Source organism: Ruegeria lacuscaerulensis (assembly GCF_013033355.1).
Taxonomy (GTDB): domain Bacteria; phylum Pseudomonadota; class Alphaproteobacteria; order Rhodobacterales; family Rhodobacteraceae; genus Ruegeria; species Ruegeria lacuscaerulensis_A.
Genome location: NZ_WQDY01000017.1, coordinates 22,441 through 40,430 on the forward strand (window position 1 = coordinate 22,441; position 17,990 = coordinate 40,430).

Annotated in this window: 8 protein-coding genes; 4 read left to right on the forward strand and 4 right to left on the reverse strand. The window is 56.5% G+C overall.

Annotated elements, in window-relative coordinates; translation table 11 throughout:
- The first annotated feature begins 47 nt into the window (after positions 1-47).
- From GOW48_RS20955 to GOW48_RS20970, 4 genes are all read left to right on the forward strand, one after another.
- Positions 48-8,930: a beta strand repeat-containing protein gene (locus GOW48_RS20955; RefSeq protein ID WP_170756031.1), complete on the forward strand. Its 8,883-nt coding sequence runs from the start codon at positions 48-50 to the stop codon at positions 8,928-8,930.
- Positions 8,931-8,995: 65 nt separating this feature from the next.
- Entirely contained in the window at positions 8,996-9,244 is a 249-nt protein-coding gene (locus GOW48_RS20960) for a hypothetical protein (RefSeq protein ID WP_170756032.1), read from the forward strand.
- Between the two features lie 95 nt (positions 9,245-9,339).
- On the forward strand, positions 9,340-11,082 hold the full coding sequence (locus GOW48_RS20965) for a type I secretion system permease/ATPase (protein WP_170756033.1): 1,743 nt from the start codon (positions 9,340-9,342) through the stop codon (positions 11,080-11,082).
- Positions 11,079-12,395: an HlyD family type I secretion periplasmic adaptor subunit gene (locus GOW48_RS20970; protein WP_170756034.1), complete on the forward strand. Its 1,317-nt coding sequence runs from the start codon at positions 11,079-11,081 to the stop codon at positions 12,393-12,395. Before GOW48_RS20965 ends, GOW48_RS20970 begins: the two co-directional genes overlap by 4 nt.
- Here the strand turns inward: GOW48_RS20970 and GOW48_RS20975 are convergent.
- Genes GOW48_RS20975 through GOW48_RS20990 form a run of 4 tightly spaced genes read right to left on the reverse strand, consistent with a single transcriptional unit; the run spans position 12,358 to position 17,970 of the window.
- On the reverse strand, positions 12,358-13,149 hold the full coding sequence (locus GOW48_RS20975; protein WP_170756035.1) for a maleate cis-trans isomerase family protein: 792 nt from the start codon (positions 13,147-13,149) through the stop codon (positions 12,358-12,360). The genes GOW48_RS20970 and GOW48_RS20975 overlap by 38 nt on opposite strands.
- The gene (locus GOW48_RS20980; protein WP_170756036.1) at positions 13,146-14,228 is read right to left on the reverse strand and encodes a pyridoxal phosphate-dependent aminotransferase; all 1,083 of its coding nucleotides are present in this window, start codon (positions 14,226-14,228) and stop codon (positions 13,146-13,148) included. The genes GOW48_RS20975 and GOW48_RS20980 overlap by 4 nt, the downstream gene beginning before the upstream one ends.
- Entirely contained in the window at positions 14,225-15,874 is a 1,650-nt protein-coding gene (locus GOW48_RS20985) for a hydantoinase B/oxoprolinase family protein (RefSeq protein WP_170756037.1), read from the reverse strand. The genes GOW48_RS20980 and GOW48_RS20985 overlap by 4 nt, the downstream gene beginning before the upstream one ends.
- Positions 15,874-17,970 (reverse strand): hydantoinase/oxoprolinase family protein, encoded by a 2,097-nt coding sequence (locus tag GOW48_RS20990; RefSeq protein ID WP_170756038.1) that lies wholly within the window; start codon positions 17,968-17,970, stop codon positions 15,874-15,876. Before GOW48_RS20990 ends, GOW48_RS20985 begins: the two co-directional genes overlap by 1 nt.
- Between the last annotated feature and the right edge of the window lie 20 nt (positions 17,971-17,990).

Below are 17,990 nucleotides of genomic sequence, written 5' to 3' on the forward strand. Positions count from 1 at the left end.
TGATGCTGCTCACCCGTCCAGAGCGTTAAGAAAAGGGATACGGTATAATGGGTTCTTCCTACGAGTCATTCTACAGCACGACCTACGACAACGGCCGCTACGCGCATATCGACGACGTGGGCGATATTTATGTTGAACACTACGGCAGCAACAGCACCATCAGGATCACCAACACTTTCGACATCGAGAACCTGATCATCCATGGTGACAACAACATCATCTATCTGGATGATGTTGAATACATTTACAATTTTGACGCCCGGGGCAACAACCTGGACATTGATATCAGCCGTATTCGTGAAGATAATATCTCGCAGGCCGACGCCAATATCGAGCTGTGGACATCGGGGTCTGACGTTAACCTTGTGGACGGCTTCAACCTGGAGCTGTGGTTTCATGACAATGGCGCCAATGGGAACAACAATATCAGTATTGTCGACTTCTGGAATATCGATGTCGACCTTTGGGGCAACAATAACTCTCTATATGCTTACGACGTTGATGATGTATGGCTGGATGCCTATGGGGGTGGACAGACGATTACCATCATCGACGCCTTCGATATCGAACGCCTCTATATCTCGGGCGGTGACAACTATGTTTACCTTAACGATGTAGAGTTTGTGACTGTTGATATTCGCGGCGGCAACAACACCTTGAATCTATATAACGTCGCTGAGAACGGGATCTCGTTTGCAAATTCTGACGTTGATATCTACGGCGGCAGCAACACCCTGAACGTAGACGATATCTTTGACCTAGACTTGGATATTCGCGGCGGGTTCAACACCATCAGTGTCAACAACGCCACCGATATTGACATCAACTCCCACGGCTATGGCGAAAACAACATCACATTGACCGATGTGGATGACGTGGCGCTGCATTTGGTCGGACGCAACACCACCCGTATTCACTCGACAGCCGAGTTCAGCGCCGATATCACCGTGCATGGCGGTACCGGAACGAACCACATCACCACTGCGGGCGGGTTCGAGGCGACAGTCAACACCTATGGCAATACCGATGATACTGTCATTGCAGGGGCTGGTGGATCTTATATCTACACGCATGGCGGGAACGACTATATCGACTCGACCGGAGCGTTTAAGATCAATGTCTATGCAGGGGCAGGCGACGACACGATCATTGCCCGTGGAGCGGATGCCTATATTGATGCAGGCAGCGGCAACAACACGATTACCGCCAGTGGGGTCGGTGTGGGCGTTGTTGCCGGGTCGGGAAATGACACGCTGACAGTTGATGCCGCCATCGGTTACGCCAGCCTTGGCGATGGTCACAACACAGTGAATTTCAACGTGGGGGTTGGCTCGGTCACGGTTGGGTCCGGCGACGACACAATCAACGTCAACGCGGCAGGTGCTGCGATCAACGCGGGCGAAGGCAACAACACCATTCGTTTCAACGGCTTTGCCGGGGATATATCGGTGGGCAGCGGCAATGATACGGTTCACGTCAACGCAGCGGGTGTCCGCCTGAATGCTGGCGAAGGGGATAACTCGATCCATTTCAACGGGTTTGCGGGCGATATCACCGTTGGTGGGGGCAACGACAGAATCTATGTGAACGCTGTGGGTGTCGGCATTGACGCCGGTGAGGGCAACAACCATTTCGACGTGCGCGCGTTGGGGGCAAACCTGACTGCAGGCAGCGGGAATGACAGCGCTTATGTTGGTGCCGCTGTTGGTGTTCTGGATTTGGGTGAGGGCAACAATACGATCGAGTTGCACGCCATCGGAGGATCTATCCGAGTCGGGTCTGGCGACGACACGATCCTTGCGCGGGTGGTCGGAGCCTCGATCGATGCAGGTCATGGGAACAACCTCTTTGACGTTCAAGCCGCGGGCGCAAGCCTGACTGCGGGCGATGGCGACGACACCGCGTTTGTTGGGGCTGCTGTTGGCTTGCTGAACCTGGGCGGGGGGAACAACGTTGTCGAACTGAATGCAGTTGGTGGCAACATCACGGTAGGCGATGGCGACGACACATTCGTAGTCAACGCTTTGGGCGCGGATCTGAACGCGGGCAACGGTGACAATATCATCACCGCAAAGGGCTTTGGCTTTTCGGCGGAAACCGGGTCAGGCAATGACCGTATCTGGTCCTTGGGCGTAGGCGGACAAGAAATTGACAGCGGTGATGGCAATGACATTGTCACCGCCTATGGCGGAGTCAACGTGGTCCATGCCGGGCATGGCCACAATCAGGTCGAGGTCGCGGGTGGCCTGAACGTCGTACAAGCAGGCTACGGCAACAACGTGATCGACGCTTATGGCGGCGCAAACGTGGTTCTGTCGGGCCACGGCAACAACGATGTAGACGCCTTTGGCGGCGCCAATGCCGTTTTCCTTGGGGATGGAGACAACGAAGTCGTCGCCGGCGGTGGCCTCAACATCATCGCGGTAGGGGATGGTGAAAACAACATCTTCGCCGCAGGGGGTCTGAACATCATCCTCGCGGGCAACGGAGATTCCAGCCTGAACACTCGCGCGCAGGCGGTCACCAATTCGGATCGCGGCGCAAATCTGGTCGAGAACGGCTCGTTCGAGCTTGGCACCGATATCGGAACCGGTATCTCTTTCCGCGTCCCTGAAGGTTGGACGCAATCCTTCGGCCAGTTGGAAATTCACGACACTTCGATCTTTAACGATCAGGTCAGCCCGTATGGGTTCTCAGCTTCGGGCAGCGGACGGCACATTCTGGAACTGGACGGCACGCGGAACTCGGGTGTGTACCAGGATATCGACACCCGCGGCGGGGCAACCTACGAGATCACGCTCAGCTATCGCGGGACGACCACCGTGTCGGTGGAAAGCAACACGATCGAAGTCTGGTGGGATGGCGAAAAGGTTGGCGAGATCGCCTCAACCCATACCGATTGGCGCGACTATTCCTTTGCGGTCACTGGCGCCGACACCTCGCGGCTGGAACTGCGCGCAGCAGGCAACTCGGATCTGCTGGGCGGAGCCGTTGACAACGTGCGCGTGAATGAAATCCTGGGCACCCGAGACATCGGTGACGGCGTTTTGGATGCGGATTTCAACGCAACCGCCGCTGAAAACGTGCAGGACCTGTCGGAAAACATCGTTCAGAACGGGTCGTTCGAGCTGGGCACGCAGGCAGATACCGCCATTTCGTTCTATGTGCCGACGGGCTGGACACAGTCCTTTGGGCGACTCGAAGTCCACAACACCAACTTGATCAATGACAGCATTAACCAGTTTGGCCACAGCGCATCTGGCCATGGCGACCACATTCTGGAATTGGACGGAACCGAGAATTCAGGAATTTACCAGGACATAAACACGCGGGCTGGTCTCGAATATGATATCACCATCAGCTATCGCGGAACGACAACGGTGTCTGCGGAAAGCAACTCGATTGAGGTTTGGTGGGCCGGGCAACTGGTTGGGACGGTTGCAGATACCCACACTGATTGGCGCGACTACACTTTCCGGGTCACTGGGGAGGATACATCACGTCTTGAATTCCGGGCGGCGGGAACATCCGACCTGTTGGGCGGAGCCATTGACAACGTACGGGTTGTTGTGAATTCGCAAGCAACCGACGGTAACCTTCTGACCAACGGCAGTTTTGAACAAGGTAACTATGGCGATGCCAATTTCGGTCTTGGCCTGCCAGACGGCTGGACATCGTCCTTCGGCACACCCGAGTTCATTAAACTGGCAAATGCAGGGTACGGAGATGCCGCCGACGGCGACTATATCATCGAACTGGCCGGCGGTGCGGTCGACGGTGGCTTTGGTTCGGGCATTTACCAGGATGTCGACACCAATTCGGGCAGCACCTATCAGGTCTCGCTGAATTTCCGGGGACGGGATGGTGCAAATGGGGCAGACAACGCCATCGAGGTCTGGTGGGACGGCGCAAAGGTCGGAGTGATCTCCGAGGCGCATTCGGACTGGCGGACTTACACGTTCGACGTGAACGGCGCGGCCGGGGATACGTCGCGGCTGGAACTGCGCGCAAATGACAGCACTCATCTGGGCGGGCTGATCGACGATGTGCGCGTCGTCGAGACCGGCGAGCTGAACGCAAACCTGACCGCTGGCCTGAGCAATCCGGGCGCGGGTGACAATCTGATCACCAATGGCAGTTTCGAATTCGGCAATTACGGCGATGCCAATTTCGGACTGTCTCTGCCCTATGGCTGGTCCTCGTCCTTTGGCACGCCTGAGTTCCTGAAAACCAGTACAATTGGTCTGGGTGCTGCTGCCGACGGAGAGTTTGCTCTTGAACTTGCTGGCGGTGCAGTCAACGGCGGATTTGGCTCGGGCGTTTATCAGGATGTCGACACCAGCTCGGGCGAGACCTACCAGATTTCGCTAAATTTCCGAGGCCGGGATGGCGCAAACGGTGCGGATAACGCGATCGAGGTCTGGTGGGACGGCGTACAGGTCGGAGTGATTTCCGAGGCGCACACGGATTGGCGGACCTATACATTCGAAGTCTCGGGCGCGGTCGGTGACAGCTCGCGGCTGGAGTTGCGCACAACTGACAGCACCCATCTGGGCGGGCTGATCGATGATGTGCGCGTCGAGCGTTTCGTTGACGGTGCGCAGCCTGCAGCCGATGAGCCCGGCAATGACATTCAGGCTTACGGCGTTGGTAACCTTGTGGTTAGCGGCAGCGGCAGTGACCGCATCGTTGCGGGAAGCCTGTTGAACCTGGCAGCGCTTGTTGCAGTGGATGCCGCTGCCGCCAGCGACGATAGCGGGCTGGTCGGCAGCCTGTTCGGTACGTCGGATGGCACGGCCTTTGGAGAAGATCAGGCCGGGTCCATTCTGATCAACGCGCTGGCCAGCGTGACCAACCTGGCCAACGTGGTCATCGCGGGCAATGGCAACAACCAGATCAAGGCTTATGGCGGGCACAACCTTGTGCAGGCTGGAGAAGGCGATGACGACATCACCGCGATCGGCAATGCCAACCTTGTGGTGGCCGGTAATGGCAACAACGATGCGCAGCTTGTCGGCTCGCTCAACGCCTATTGGGGCGGCAGCGGCGATGATGAGATCGACCTGATCGGTGGAAACAACATCCTGCTGCTGGGCACCGGCGACAATACCGTGACTGGTCTGGCGCTGGGGCAAAACCTGATCGTGGGCGGCGGCAATGCAGGGGATACCGATGACATCGTGATCACCGGCAGCTCGAACTTCCTGTTCTTGGGCAGCGGCACCAATAACGTGCTGACCATTGGCCAGAGCAATATCGTTCTGGGCGGCGACGGCGAGGACACGATCTTTGCACTTGGCAACTTCAACTTTGTCAACGCAGCCAGCGGCACAAACAGCATCGCGGTGGCCGGTGTCACCAACTATGTGCTGGGTGGCGATGACAACGATCAGGCGCTGATCCTGGGCGGCAACAACGTCTCGTTGCTGGGTAATGGCAACAACGATGTAATCACGCTGGGCTACAGCAACGTGGTTTTCACCGGATCGCACAGCGACACGGTTTATGCCGGTGGCCGATACAACGCGATCTCGACTGCGGCAGGCGAAGACACGATCATTGCCGCGGGTCAGGCCAATGTGGTTCTGTCCGGTGCCGATGACGATTTTGTCACCATCGCAGGCCAGCGCAACTTTGCCCTTTCAGGCACCGGAGATGACGTTGTCGTCTCAGTCGGCCAATACAATATCCTTTTGACCGAAGCCGGGGACGATACCGTTCTGACTGCGGGCAAGGACAATTTCGTGCTGACAGCCAGCGGTGATGATACCGTTGCGGCCTTTGGCAAGTTCAACCTTGTGGCTTCAGGCAGTGGCTCGGACGTTGTGATTGCCTTTGGTCAGACCAACTTTGTTGTGACCGACAACGAAATCACGATCGACCCGCAAGAGATCGCCGATTACCAAAAGCGCGTCAAAGACAAGAAAGAGGCCGACAAGGCCGCAGCGGATGCGGCTGATCGAAAAGCTAAAGGCCTGCCGGAAAAAACTGCGCAGGAAACACCAACCAGCTCTACCACCAACACGGCCAATGCCACGGGTGTAAGCACCAAATACGAAGACAAGGATATCGGAGCCAGCTTAACAGCCGGTATTGCGGTATCGGGGTCGGCTTCGGTGCTGTTTCCTGATCTCGAATTCTCGACAGAAGGGGTGCCGGATGTCTACATCCCGGGGTTCAGCACGCCGCAGATCAGTCTGGATATTCCCGATATTCCGGAACTGCGCAGCCGGCCTGATTACCAATATGGTGAGTTGGGCGCCTATGGCCTGCCAGAAATCAGCCTGCCGAACCTGACAATCCCCGACCTGACGGTCGCCGGGCAGGCTCTGCCCAGCTTGTCGCTGCCCGATGTGTCAGATTTCGGGTTCCGCGATGACGGGTTGGATTTCGACTTCACGCTGGATATCGACTTTAACCCCAACGCTTACGCCGAAATCAGCAATGTCTACAAAGACCTTGTCGGCGTCGAAAGCGCGGACGGGAAGGCGGGCATCTTCAACTCGTCCAACGGAATTCGCCTCAGCCCCAACAGCGGCAATGCGGAATTCCAAGCCTACACCGAACAGCGCGGCGATGTCGGGCCTGCAAGCGGGGGCAACAACACCTTCTTTACCGGTACCGATCTGGCAAATTCGCCTTCGATCACGGGCAGTGCCAATGGCGGGTATCAGGCACTACAGACCGAGGAAGAGTTTGACGTTCAGGTCAATCCTGCCGAAGCCGCGCCAGAAACCGCTGCACCCACGACAATCAGCCTGCCAACCTTTACGCTGCCTGAAATCTCGGTGCCCTCTTTTGCCATCGGCGGAGCAGATCTGTCAGGCCTGTCGGATATCGACACCATTTTGGGAGGACGCGAGTTCTTTGGTCTGTCGATACCCGAATTCGACATTCCGGCCGAGTATCTGGAGATACCCGATTTTGATCTGGACGACTTCGCCAGCCGCGATGCGGTGACGCTTGGTGCGCAAACCTTCAAGATCCCGGAACTGGCCTTGCCCACAGTTGCAGGCGTCAACTGGGCGCAACGGTTCGGCAGCTTTAACCAAACCTACAACTTCCTGCAAACCGATGCGGATGGAGGCGAAGGTGACATTGTAGTGGTCGGTGGGCGCGAAAACCGTGTCTACACCGGCGGAGGCGACGACGCGGCGTTGGTTCTTGGCAAAGCCAACAGTGTCTATCTGGGCGCGGGCAATGACGCCGCCGCCGTGTTCGGGACCGAGCGCAACTTTGTCAACGCAGGCGCCGGTGCGGATATCTTGCTGGCCGTAGGCAAGACCAACAGCCTGAATGGCGGTGCGGGCAACGACATTGTCTTTGCCATCGGGGAATCCAACACCGTCCGCGGCGGCACTGATCCCACACCTGGCGTGACCGACGACAACATTCTGATCGCCATCGGTAAGAAGAACGACATCGACTCGTCCAACAATGGCAATGATCTGAATGACGGCATAGACGTGGCCATCGGAATCGGGGCGGAAAACAAAGTCCGCACCGGAGGCGGAAATGATACCGTCCTGAGTGTCGGGGTGAAAAACGACATCGACTCCGGTGGTGGCAACGATATCGTGGTCAGTATTGGCCAGGAGAATACTGTCAATCTGGCGCGCGGCAGCGATGTGGCGCTGGTGCTGGGGGTCAAAACCGAAATCTCCGGCGACAAACAGTCTGACTCAAATGGCGATGACATCATCTTTGCCTTGGGTGGCCGCAACAAGATCGAAGGCAACGGAGGCAATGACAGCATCTTTGTTGCTGGTCTCTATAACACGGTACTGGCTGGCGGGGACGATGATCTTGTGGTAAGCACTGGATCGCGAAACCTGACCTCGTTGGGCTCGGGTGATGATATCGGCATCACCATAGGTGTGGCCAGCCTGACAACCGGTGGTCTAGGGGATGACACCATCATCAATGTAGGCGCGCGCTATGCCAGCCTTGGGGGTGCTGGGAACGATGTGTTCCTTGGTATCGGCAACGGATACCTGGATGGTGGCGACGATCAGGATGTCTTCCTGAACTTCGGGACCGGGACGTTGGACTTCCTGTTCAACGCGGGGATTTCGGTTGTGTCGGAAGCGCTGGCAAATGTGGTTGGCGCCCTGGATACAGTGCTGGAATCCTTCGAAGTCAGCGGCTCAGCCGCGTTGGGCGGGGTCTTCAGCTTTGTCGAAAACTCGGTACTGAACGGCGGCGCGGATAGCGATGTGTTCGTGGCCGGCTTTGGCAACTCGGTGGCCTTTGGTGGCAGCGGCGCGGACCAATATATCTATACGCTGGGCAGCGGGCGCTTTGCGGTCAGCGATCAGATCCAGACCAACCTGCAGGACAGCGCATCTGCTCTGACGGGGACAACCGCCGAAGGTCTGTCGCAATTGTCCAACGGCGATGACGCAGCATTCGGCACCTATTTCGACGACGTCGAAAACGGTGTGCTAGGAGATGCCTCGGGGTCCACGGCATCGGTTCTCAGCAACGATGCTTTTGTCGATGTGCTGATCTTCCGTACTGCCAACGGGGATACCACCGATATCACTACCGACAACCTTGTCTTCTCGGATGCGGATGACACGATTGACGTTGTGGTTGACGGGGCCTCGCTGGGTCAGGTGCAGATCAACCAGTTCGGCAGTGAGGACATAATCCGCGTCGTGGATCACGACAGCACCTCAGAGATCACGTTCGGGCAGCTCATTTCAAGCTCGACTGATGCGCAAGACCCGTTCACCGAGTTTGATGTCGTTGCCGCAATCCAGTCCGGAGTTGATGCAACGATCGCGTATCTCAGTGAAGGCGTGGCCGATCTTGCAGCCAGTAACACTTCCGCAACACGCAGTATCGAAAACGGTGCTTTCCAGGAAGTTTCGTCAATATACGACGATCTGTCGATCCTGAGTAGCGACAATCTGGTCTTTGTCTGATCCTCCCGGCTCGGCGCGTTGTCCTGCGCCGGGCCACTAACATCCCTCTGCGTAAGGAGCGTTAAATGCAACACGCTTATATTGATGGCATCACGGATATCTCGACGATCAACGGAGTAGTACGTGTCACTTGTGGGTGTCTGAAAAAATCCGCGACCGAGGGGGAAGCTCCGGCAAGCGAAAATACCCTGATGATCAACATGTCGCTTCATGCGCTTTTGCAATGCCATGCGCAGATTTCAACCATGATCAAGGTGCTTGAAGAGAAAGAAATCTACAAACACGTGGAAAAAACGTCCGAAACCGATGCCTAGGCGGAGTTGGATTTTCAAAGGTTTGCGGGCAAAGGGCTCTGGCAAAGCCAGTAAGATCTTTCTGGTTTAAGGTACTGAAAAGACAGGGCTAAAAAATGGCAGGTTCAGAGGCCAGGCAGATTCAGGCGGGGCGCGCCGAATTGCGCGGTGCACGGCGTCAAAGCCGTGGCCTGTTTTGGTGTGTTGCCATTTTTAGCTTTTTTGCGAACCTGTTGATGCTCACTGGCCCGCTATACATGCTCCAGGTATATGATCGCGTCTTGGGTAGCCGCTCGGTCGAAACACTGGTCGCCCTCTCTGTGCTGGTGGTCTTCCTCTACGGTATGATGGGATTGCTGGACTACGCGCGAGGTCGACTTTTGGGCCGAATAGGCGCGCGGTTCCAATCCGACCTTGATCCTCGTGTTTTTGATGCGGCGCTGCGTAGGGCGTCAGGTCCGGGGAAATCAGATAACACTGCCGGTCCAGCTGATCTGGTTGCCATTTCGCGGTTGTTCTCGTCTCCAGTTTTCGGAGCGGTTTTTGATCTGCCCTGGACCCCGGTATTTTTCCTTGGAATTTGGGTTTTCCACCCATGGCTGGGCATACTGGCCCTCGTCGGTGGGGCCGTTCTTATTGCAGTAACCGTCATCAACCAGGTCACCACGCGCGCACCTAGTCAAGCGGCCAACCGGGCTTCGGTCGAGGCGCAAGTCATCTCGGACCAAATGCAAAATGAAGCCGAAATGGTGCAGGCGCTGGGAATGCGTGGCGCAGCCTTTACAAGGTGGAGCAAAGCGCGTGACAACGCATTGTCCGAACATATGCGCTCGGCCGATCTTGGAGGGACGTTCACCACCACGACAAAGACATTCCGACTGTTCTTACAATCTGCAATGCTGGGGCTTGGCGCACTGCTTGTGCTACGGGGTCAGATGACGCCAGGGGCAATGATTGCAGGTTCGATCCTGATGGGTCGTGCCCTTGCACCTATCGAACAGATCGTCGGCCAATGGCCAATGGTTCAGGCTGCTATGCGAGGCTGGGGACAACTGGCCGAGCTTTTGGGCACGGTTCCAATCGAAACAAAGCGAACATCGATACCAACGCCGAAAGCTCGACTTGAAATACGTAACCTCACCATTGTTCCACCCGGTGAAACGCAAGCCGTCCTAAAAGCTGTCAACTTCGCTGTTTCACCAGGGCAAGCCGTGGGGGTAATCGGTCCGTCAGGTGCTGGTAAATCAAGCCTCGCAAGGGCGTTAACCGGCGTATGGCCTTCGGCAGGGGGGTACATCCGGTTGGATGGGGCCAGTCTTGATCAATATACGCCAGATGTTCTGGGGTCGCACATCGGGTATCTGCCGCAGGAGGTGACCTTGTTTGACGGAACCATTGCCGAGAACATAGCTAAACTGGCCCCGGACCCCGAAGCTGAAAAGGTGGTATCAGCTGCGCGCAAGGCGGATGCGCATGAAATGATCCTCAAATTGCCAAGGGGTTATGACACGCCTGTCAGAGCCACGGCCAATCGTCTGTCTGGTGGTCAGATTCAACGCATCGGTCTGGCCCGAGCGATGTATAGCGATCCTGTCATTCTTGTTCTGGATGAGCCGAACTCGAACTTGGACAATGAGGGCAGCGAAGCAGTGAACAAGGCGATCCGGGGGCTCAAGGCTGATGGCAAGTCCCTGTTGATTATCGCGCACCGGCCGGCCGTTCTGGCAGAATGCGATCTGTTGTTAATGTTGGATGGCGGAACTGTACGGGCGTTTGGGCCCCGAGACGAGGTTTTGCGAAAAGTGGTCAGGAACAGCAGTGATGTCGACCGAAAAGATGCGCAGGGAGGTGTCCAGTGACCCGACCGGTTCAGCAAAACAACGGGCAATGGTCCGCGAAGGGGCCGTTAATTCTGGGCGTTTTGACACTGTTTCTGTTACTTGGAGGTTTTGGCGCCTGGGCGGTACTTGCCCGTATCTCGGGCGCGATCATCGCTAGCGGACAGATTGAGGTCGATCAGAACCGTCAGGTGGTTCAGCACCCCGATGGTGGCGTGGTGGCAGAAATTCTGGTGGATGAAGGAGACGTGGTCAGGGCAGGTGAGACCCTAATTCGTCTGGATCCAAGCGCTTTGGAGTCCGAGTTGGCCATCGCTGAAAACCAGCTCTATGAGTTGATGGCCCGCCGCGGACGGCTAGAAGCTGAAAGGGATGGGCGCGAATCCATCCGGTTTGACGTTATTCTGTCGGAAGCTGCGGCCAAAGACTCAGATGCTGCGGATCTGATTGCGGGTCAAAAGCGGCTGTTTTCCGCGCGCGCGGCATCGACGCGCAACGAGATCGCCCAACTTGAGAAGCGCGCCAATCAGATAAAGAACCAGATAGATGGTCTGGCGGCACAGGAGGCGGCGCTGTCCCGGCAGCTTGAATTAATCACACAAGAGTTGGCCGGGCAGCAACGGTTGCTGGATCGCGGCCTGGCGCAGGCGTCTCGTGTTTTGGCCTTGCAAAGAGAAGATGCCAACCTGTCGGGCCAGATGGGTGACCTCAAGGCGCGTAAGGCAGAAGCCGAGGTGCGGATCACCGAGATTGGAATCGAAATCCTCAAGCTCGCCACTGCTCAGCGCGAAGATGCTATATCCCAGTTGCGCGACCTGACGGTTCGTGAGTTGGGTTTGCGGGAAGAACGCCGGGCTCTTTTGGATCGTTTGGCTCGCCTTAACATCAAGGCTCCGGTCGCAGGCGTAGTGTATAGTCTGCAGGTCTTTGCACTGCAATCCGTTGTCCAACAGGCGGATCCGGTTCTGTTCATTGTGCCGCAGGACCGACCATTGGTGATCAACACACAAGTTGAGGCTATTCATATCGACAAGCTGAGTATCGGCCAACTGGTCACCCTGCGTTTTCCAGCGCTGGATCAGCGCAAAACACCTGAACTTAGCGGTCGCGTTGTGACAATTTCGGCAGACGCTTTCGAGGATAACACCAGTCAGTTGCGATATTACCGGGCCGAGATCACATTGAACGAAGGCGAAACGCGAAGGCTGCCGGAAGGATCGATTCTTGTACCTGGCATGCCTGTTGAAGCTTTCATCCGAACCGCGGATCGCAGCCCTTTGGGGTATTTGGTCAAACCTATGGCAGACTATTTTGCGAAGGCATTTCGTGACTAGTGTCTGGGCGATCGGACGCCGTCGTTTGCAGCAACCTTCCGTACCCATGCACAGAATTGGCAAGACCCATGATGTGCCGAGCCTGATACATCATTGCTTGGTTTGACGTGACAATTGGTTTGCCCAATGCCTGTTCTAATTGGTCGATAACTTCGACACTGCGCATATCGGTACAGGAAAGAACAATCGCATCAGCCTTCGGGTGGTCTGCAGCTCGTCCAAGTTCGAACACGGCTTGGGGGCCTATCGTGCCCTGTCCATAATTGTCCAACGTACTTGCGACTTCCGAGCGGTTGACCGTGTGGATTCCGGCCTCGGTCAAAAAACTGACGGCAAGGTCGTTGATTGCGGGGACATACGGCGAAGCAAACCCGATATTTTTCGCGCGCAGTGATCGCAGCGCAAACACGATTGCTCCGGCAGCGGTTACAGTCTCGGCTCCGCATTCGGCTTTAATCCGGGCCGCAAGTGTGCGGTCAAAGGCGAACCCATGGGTCAGGGTTGCAGATGTGCATCCATAAAGTATGACCTTGGGCCGGACCCCTTGGAGCAAACGAAGCGGCTCTTCAAGATTTGCGGCTCCAAGGCCGTGCATCTGTTCGGCATCAGGAATCTCATCCTGATCATAACCGCCCATTCTCGCGAAATGCAGCGACACCCCGTCGGGGCGCAACAAATACATATCAGGTTCAAGGTTGGTGTTCGTGAAGGGCACAAGAATGCCGAAACGAGCCAGCCCTCGGGAATGCTTCATGGTGTGTCCCCTTCGATCCATGCTTCCAACAGTTGGGCCGTGCGGTCCATTTCGGTGGGTTGGCCCATAGTAATCCGCAGGCATTCGGGTAAGCCGGCCCCGGCCTGACAACGTGCTATGATCCCGTCGGCCCGAAGCGCATCATTGGCCGACCGTGCATCTTGGGGGTTTGCAAAGCGGATCAACACGAAATTGGTGAAGCTTTCTGGAACCTCGAAACCCGCACGGCGTAGTCTTGTCGCGAAATCGTCGCGCAGTTGGATCGTTGCTGACCGCGTGGCCTTCATATAGTCCTGATCATTCAACGCGCCTATCGCCGCAGCCTGAGCCGCCACTGATATGTTGTTGGGATTCATAATCTTACGGGTCTGTGTCGCGATATCCAAAGGGAACACGCCCCAACCGATCCGCATACCCGCTAATCCGTAGGCCTTGGAAAACGTCCGCAAAACAACCGTGTCACCGCGTTCGACCAGATCAAAGATAGGCTCGTTAAGATGGTCCGCATATTCGCCGTAAGCCTCGTCAACAACCAGTAACACCTGATCGGGAAGAGCCTCACGCAAACGCACAAGATCTGCTTTCGGGATAACGGTACCAGTCGGATTTCCCGGATTGGCAACAAAAACGATGCGTGTGTCGGGTTGAACATGGCCGATCAGCGCATCAACGCATACTCCGCGCGACTTTTCTGGGGCTGTGTCAAAACGTGCACGAGCGACTTGTGCGGCGGTTTTGAAAAACGGATATGCATGTGCCGGTGCAAGTACCGAACAGTTTTCGTCTGCGTAGGCTTGGGCCAGACATGAGATCAACTCCATGGACCCGTTGCCACATAATATCCACTCGGCTGGCAGATCATGCAGCGCGGCCAGTGCCGAGCGGAGATCACGCCAATCGGGATCAGGATAAAGATGACCTGCTTCCATAGCGCCAGCAGCGGCAGAAACTGCCAGCGGGCTGGGGGGTGTCAGACTTTCATTTTGCGCCAGGGATATTAAGCGCCTACCTTCAAGATCGCTCAATTCAGCAAGCGCGTAAGGCGACAGTCTTGAAACATGCGACACTGGTTGGATCATGTTTCCACTCCATAGACGTCACGCGCGGACTGCTCCGTGATCAGGCCCGCCTCTAAGTCACGCAGAACCTCGGTTCGGCTACGGTCCTGGGGTAATCCAAAACCTCCGCCGCCCGGTGTTTCGAATACAAGAGTCTGACCCGCCTGTATTCGGACCTGACCTTTTCCAGGCAAGTCAGAACCATCGTGGCCGACCCGAATGCGCCCATTGGCACCTGCTAATCCACCTGATCGCCCACGTGCGGGGTTTTTGACCCGTTCCACGGAAAGGAATAGCAACAGGTCTTCGTCACAAGCGGATCGAAGCTCGATATGCTGTCCTAGACCGCCCCGCCTTTGACCCGCACCGCCGGAATCTGTTTTTAATTCTCGTCGGGTTATCAATACTGGTGCGACCGCTTCGGTCGTTTCGACCTGCGATCCCCAAACCCCAGATGGGAACGCAGTTGCCGAGAGGCCGTCCAAGCTGGGTCTCGCGCCAGTACCACCACTGAACACCAACTCAAGCGCGAACTGTTCGCCTCCGGTCTGCGGCGCTTCGGGCGCATGTCGCAAAGGCAGGTCGTACATGCACGACGCGCCTTCGGCAGGTACGCGATCGGGTAGGGCCTGCGCGAGGCACCCATACACCAGATCCGGCGTCATCTGGCCCAGCGTGTGACGCATTGCAACAGGCGCACCCGGCTGCGCATTCAGAATGCATTCTTTCGGCCCCGACACGAGGAAAGCCGCCAATGATCCTGCATTGTTGGGAATATCTGGGCCTATTAAGCACCGCAGGGCAAAGACCGAATAGGCGGTCGCGTAATTCAGGGGTACATTGATACCCTTGCTGGACAGTCCCGAAGTACCCTTGAAATCTAGAACGATCTTATCCGCCTCAATCGTCAGGGCGGCGTGCAGTTCAATTTCGCGCTCGTACCCGTCTACTTTCAGTACGTTATGCCATGTGCCTTTCGGCAATCCAGCGATGACGTCAAGCGTGCCGCGATACGATGTTTCGATAATATAGTTTGCCAATTCCTCCAGCCGATTGATGCCGAACTCTTGCATCATGCCAGACAATCTAACCGCTCCGGCCTCGCAGCATGCAATCAAGGCGTAAATGTCACCTTCATTTGCAACAGGTTCACGTGAGTTTGCCTTCACGATCTCCATCAGCAGAGCGTTGACAGTGCCGGCCTCTACCAGTTTGCAGGGTGGAACAAGCAACCCCTCGTCGTAAACATCTGACCCTTCCGGCCCCATTCCCAGACCACCCAAATCGACCAGATGAGAGGTGCAGGCCGTAAAACCAATCACCGTATCATCCAGAAATACAGGCATCATCAGCAGGATATCGTTCAGGTGCCCAGATGCGATCCAGGGATCATTGGTCACGTAGATGTCGCCGGGCTGCATATCTTGCAAGGCAAAGCGGCCACGCAGGGTTTTCACCGCTTCGGCCATCGTGTTGATATGCCCCGGGGTTCCTGTAACGGCCTGCGCTAGCATCCGCCCCTGCACATCGAATATCCCGGCCGAAATGTCGCCACACTCTCGCACGATCGGAGAAAACGCGGCGCGGATCAGCGCTTGTCCTTGTTCTTCTACAACCGCCAACAGGCGGTTCCACATGACCTGCAACCTTGTTTCTGACAGATTCATCATGATCCTCCAGCGTTCCGGGCCAGCCAGATGTTCCCGGCCTCGTCCAACCACGCCGAGAAATCAGCGCTGACCAAGGTTGTTGTTTGCGGTTCCATAATCAAAGCCGGTCCTGAAAGATGATCACCCGGTTTCAGGGTGGCGCGGTCATAGAGACCTGCCTTTCGCCAATCACCAGTGACGTCGCACAGGATTGACCGAAAGCCGTGAGGCTTGGCTTGACGTTTTTTTGCCGAAGCCGCAGCGGGTGTTAAAGCGGGAGGAAGCGATGAGATTTCAAGCCCCCAATTCATGATTTCGATGCGCATGCCCGGAACTGCGCGGCTAAACTGTCTGATGTATTCATTCTCGAAACTATGGTGCAGTTCTGGAATGTCTTCTTCTTGCAGTGACCTATTGGGCAGCTGAATTTCTATCTCGTGACCTTGTCCGTGATACCGCATGTAGGCCCGCCTTCGTTGCACTAGCGCGCCAGTTGGGGCGCCGCTGCGAACAACAGACCGGGCCTCTTGCAACATCAGGTCAAAAAACGCGTTGAGATCCTGCAAATCGAGTGTTTCGAGTGTTGTGTAACGCGAGCGAATGATCTCGAATGACACCGGTGCGAACAGAAACCCGACCGCTGAGCCCACGCCCGGGTCGTGTGGAATAACGATCCGGTCGACCTGCGCGCGCCGAGCCACTCGGGTGGCATGTAACGGCCCGTTGCCGCCAAAGGCGATCATAACGCGCGCAGTTAAATCCTTGCCGGACTCCACAGCATGCATTCTGCCTGCGCTGGCCATGTTTTCGTCAACGATTTCGCTAATACCGAGCGCCGCCTGATCTGCCGCCAACACCAACGATTTTCCAATGCTCTGGTCCAACGCGCAGTGCGCAGCGTGTGTGTCTATTTTTAGACGCCCTTCGGCAAACCGGTCCGGATCTATATACCCTTGCGCCACATCCGCATCAGTGACTGTAGGCTGCGTGCCGCCATTGGAAAACGCCGCTGGGCCTGGTTCAGAACCAGCGCTTTGCGGGCCGACATGCAAGCGCCCCAAACGATCAACATGGGCAATCGAACCGCCGCCCGCGCCGATCTCGATCATTTCGATAACCGGAATACGAACGGGCATACCCGATCCCTTGATAAAACGCGCTGCGCGGGCGATCTCGAATTTACGCGCGGTCTGTGGGCGAAAGGCGTCGATTAGGCAGAGTTTGGCCGTCGTACCGCCCATATCAAAGCTCAGAACTTCACGCTCGTCCGTCTCGGCGGCAACCCGCGCCGCAAGTATTGCGCCTCCGGCCGGGCCGGACTCGACCAAACGGATAGGCAGGCGCGCCGCTGTTTCCAGCGTCGTCATACCTCCGCCTGCGGTCATCATTAGAATAGGGCAATCTAAGCCTTCGGCGTTAAACCGTGTTTGAAAGTCCGACAAATAGTCTGCCATCTGCGGCTGGACATACGCGTTGGCAATGGTTGTCGACAATCGATCGAATTCTCGCGCCTCGGGGCTGACCTCATGCGACAAGGAAATCGCCACCTCTGGCAAAGCCTTGGACAAAAGCTGCCGCAGCCTGATCTCATGCGCCGGGTTGGCGTAGGCATGCAAAAGGCAAATCGCGAGAGCCTCGGCGCCACAGTCGGACAAATCGCGAACAAGCTGTGCGACATCCTCCTCTGCAAGTCCGGACAGTTCGCGGCCACGCGCATCCATCCGCCCTCGGATTGTAAAGGCGCGCGTGCGCGGCACGATCAGGTCTGGCTTGACCAGGTTGATATCATACTGGCTGTAACGGCGCTCATAAGCGATTTCCAGAATGTCCCGAAACCCTTCTGTTGTCACGGTCGCGACCCGAGCACCGCGCCGTTCGATCAGCGCATTCGTGGCAAGGGTTGTTCCGTGAATAAATCCGGTGATGTCGCGCCAATTTGCGTTGGCATCTGACATCACACGCCGGACACCTTGCAGCGCGCCCAAAGTGGGGTTGCTGGGTGTCGTAGGCGTTTTGGTCGTTGCCAAAATCTGGTCATGTTCGTTGACCAGGACCGTGTCGGTAAATGTACCACCAATATCGACAGCAACACGCAGGCCGTTTTCAGATTTCATTCAAAGCCATAAGGATTGAG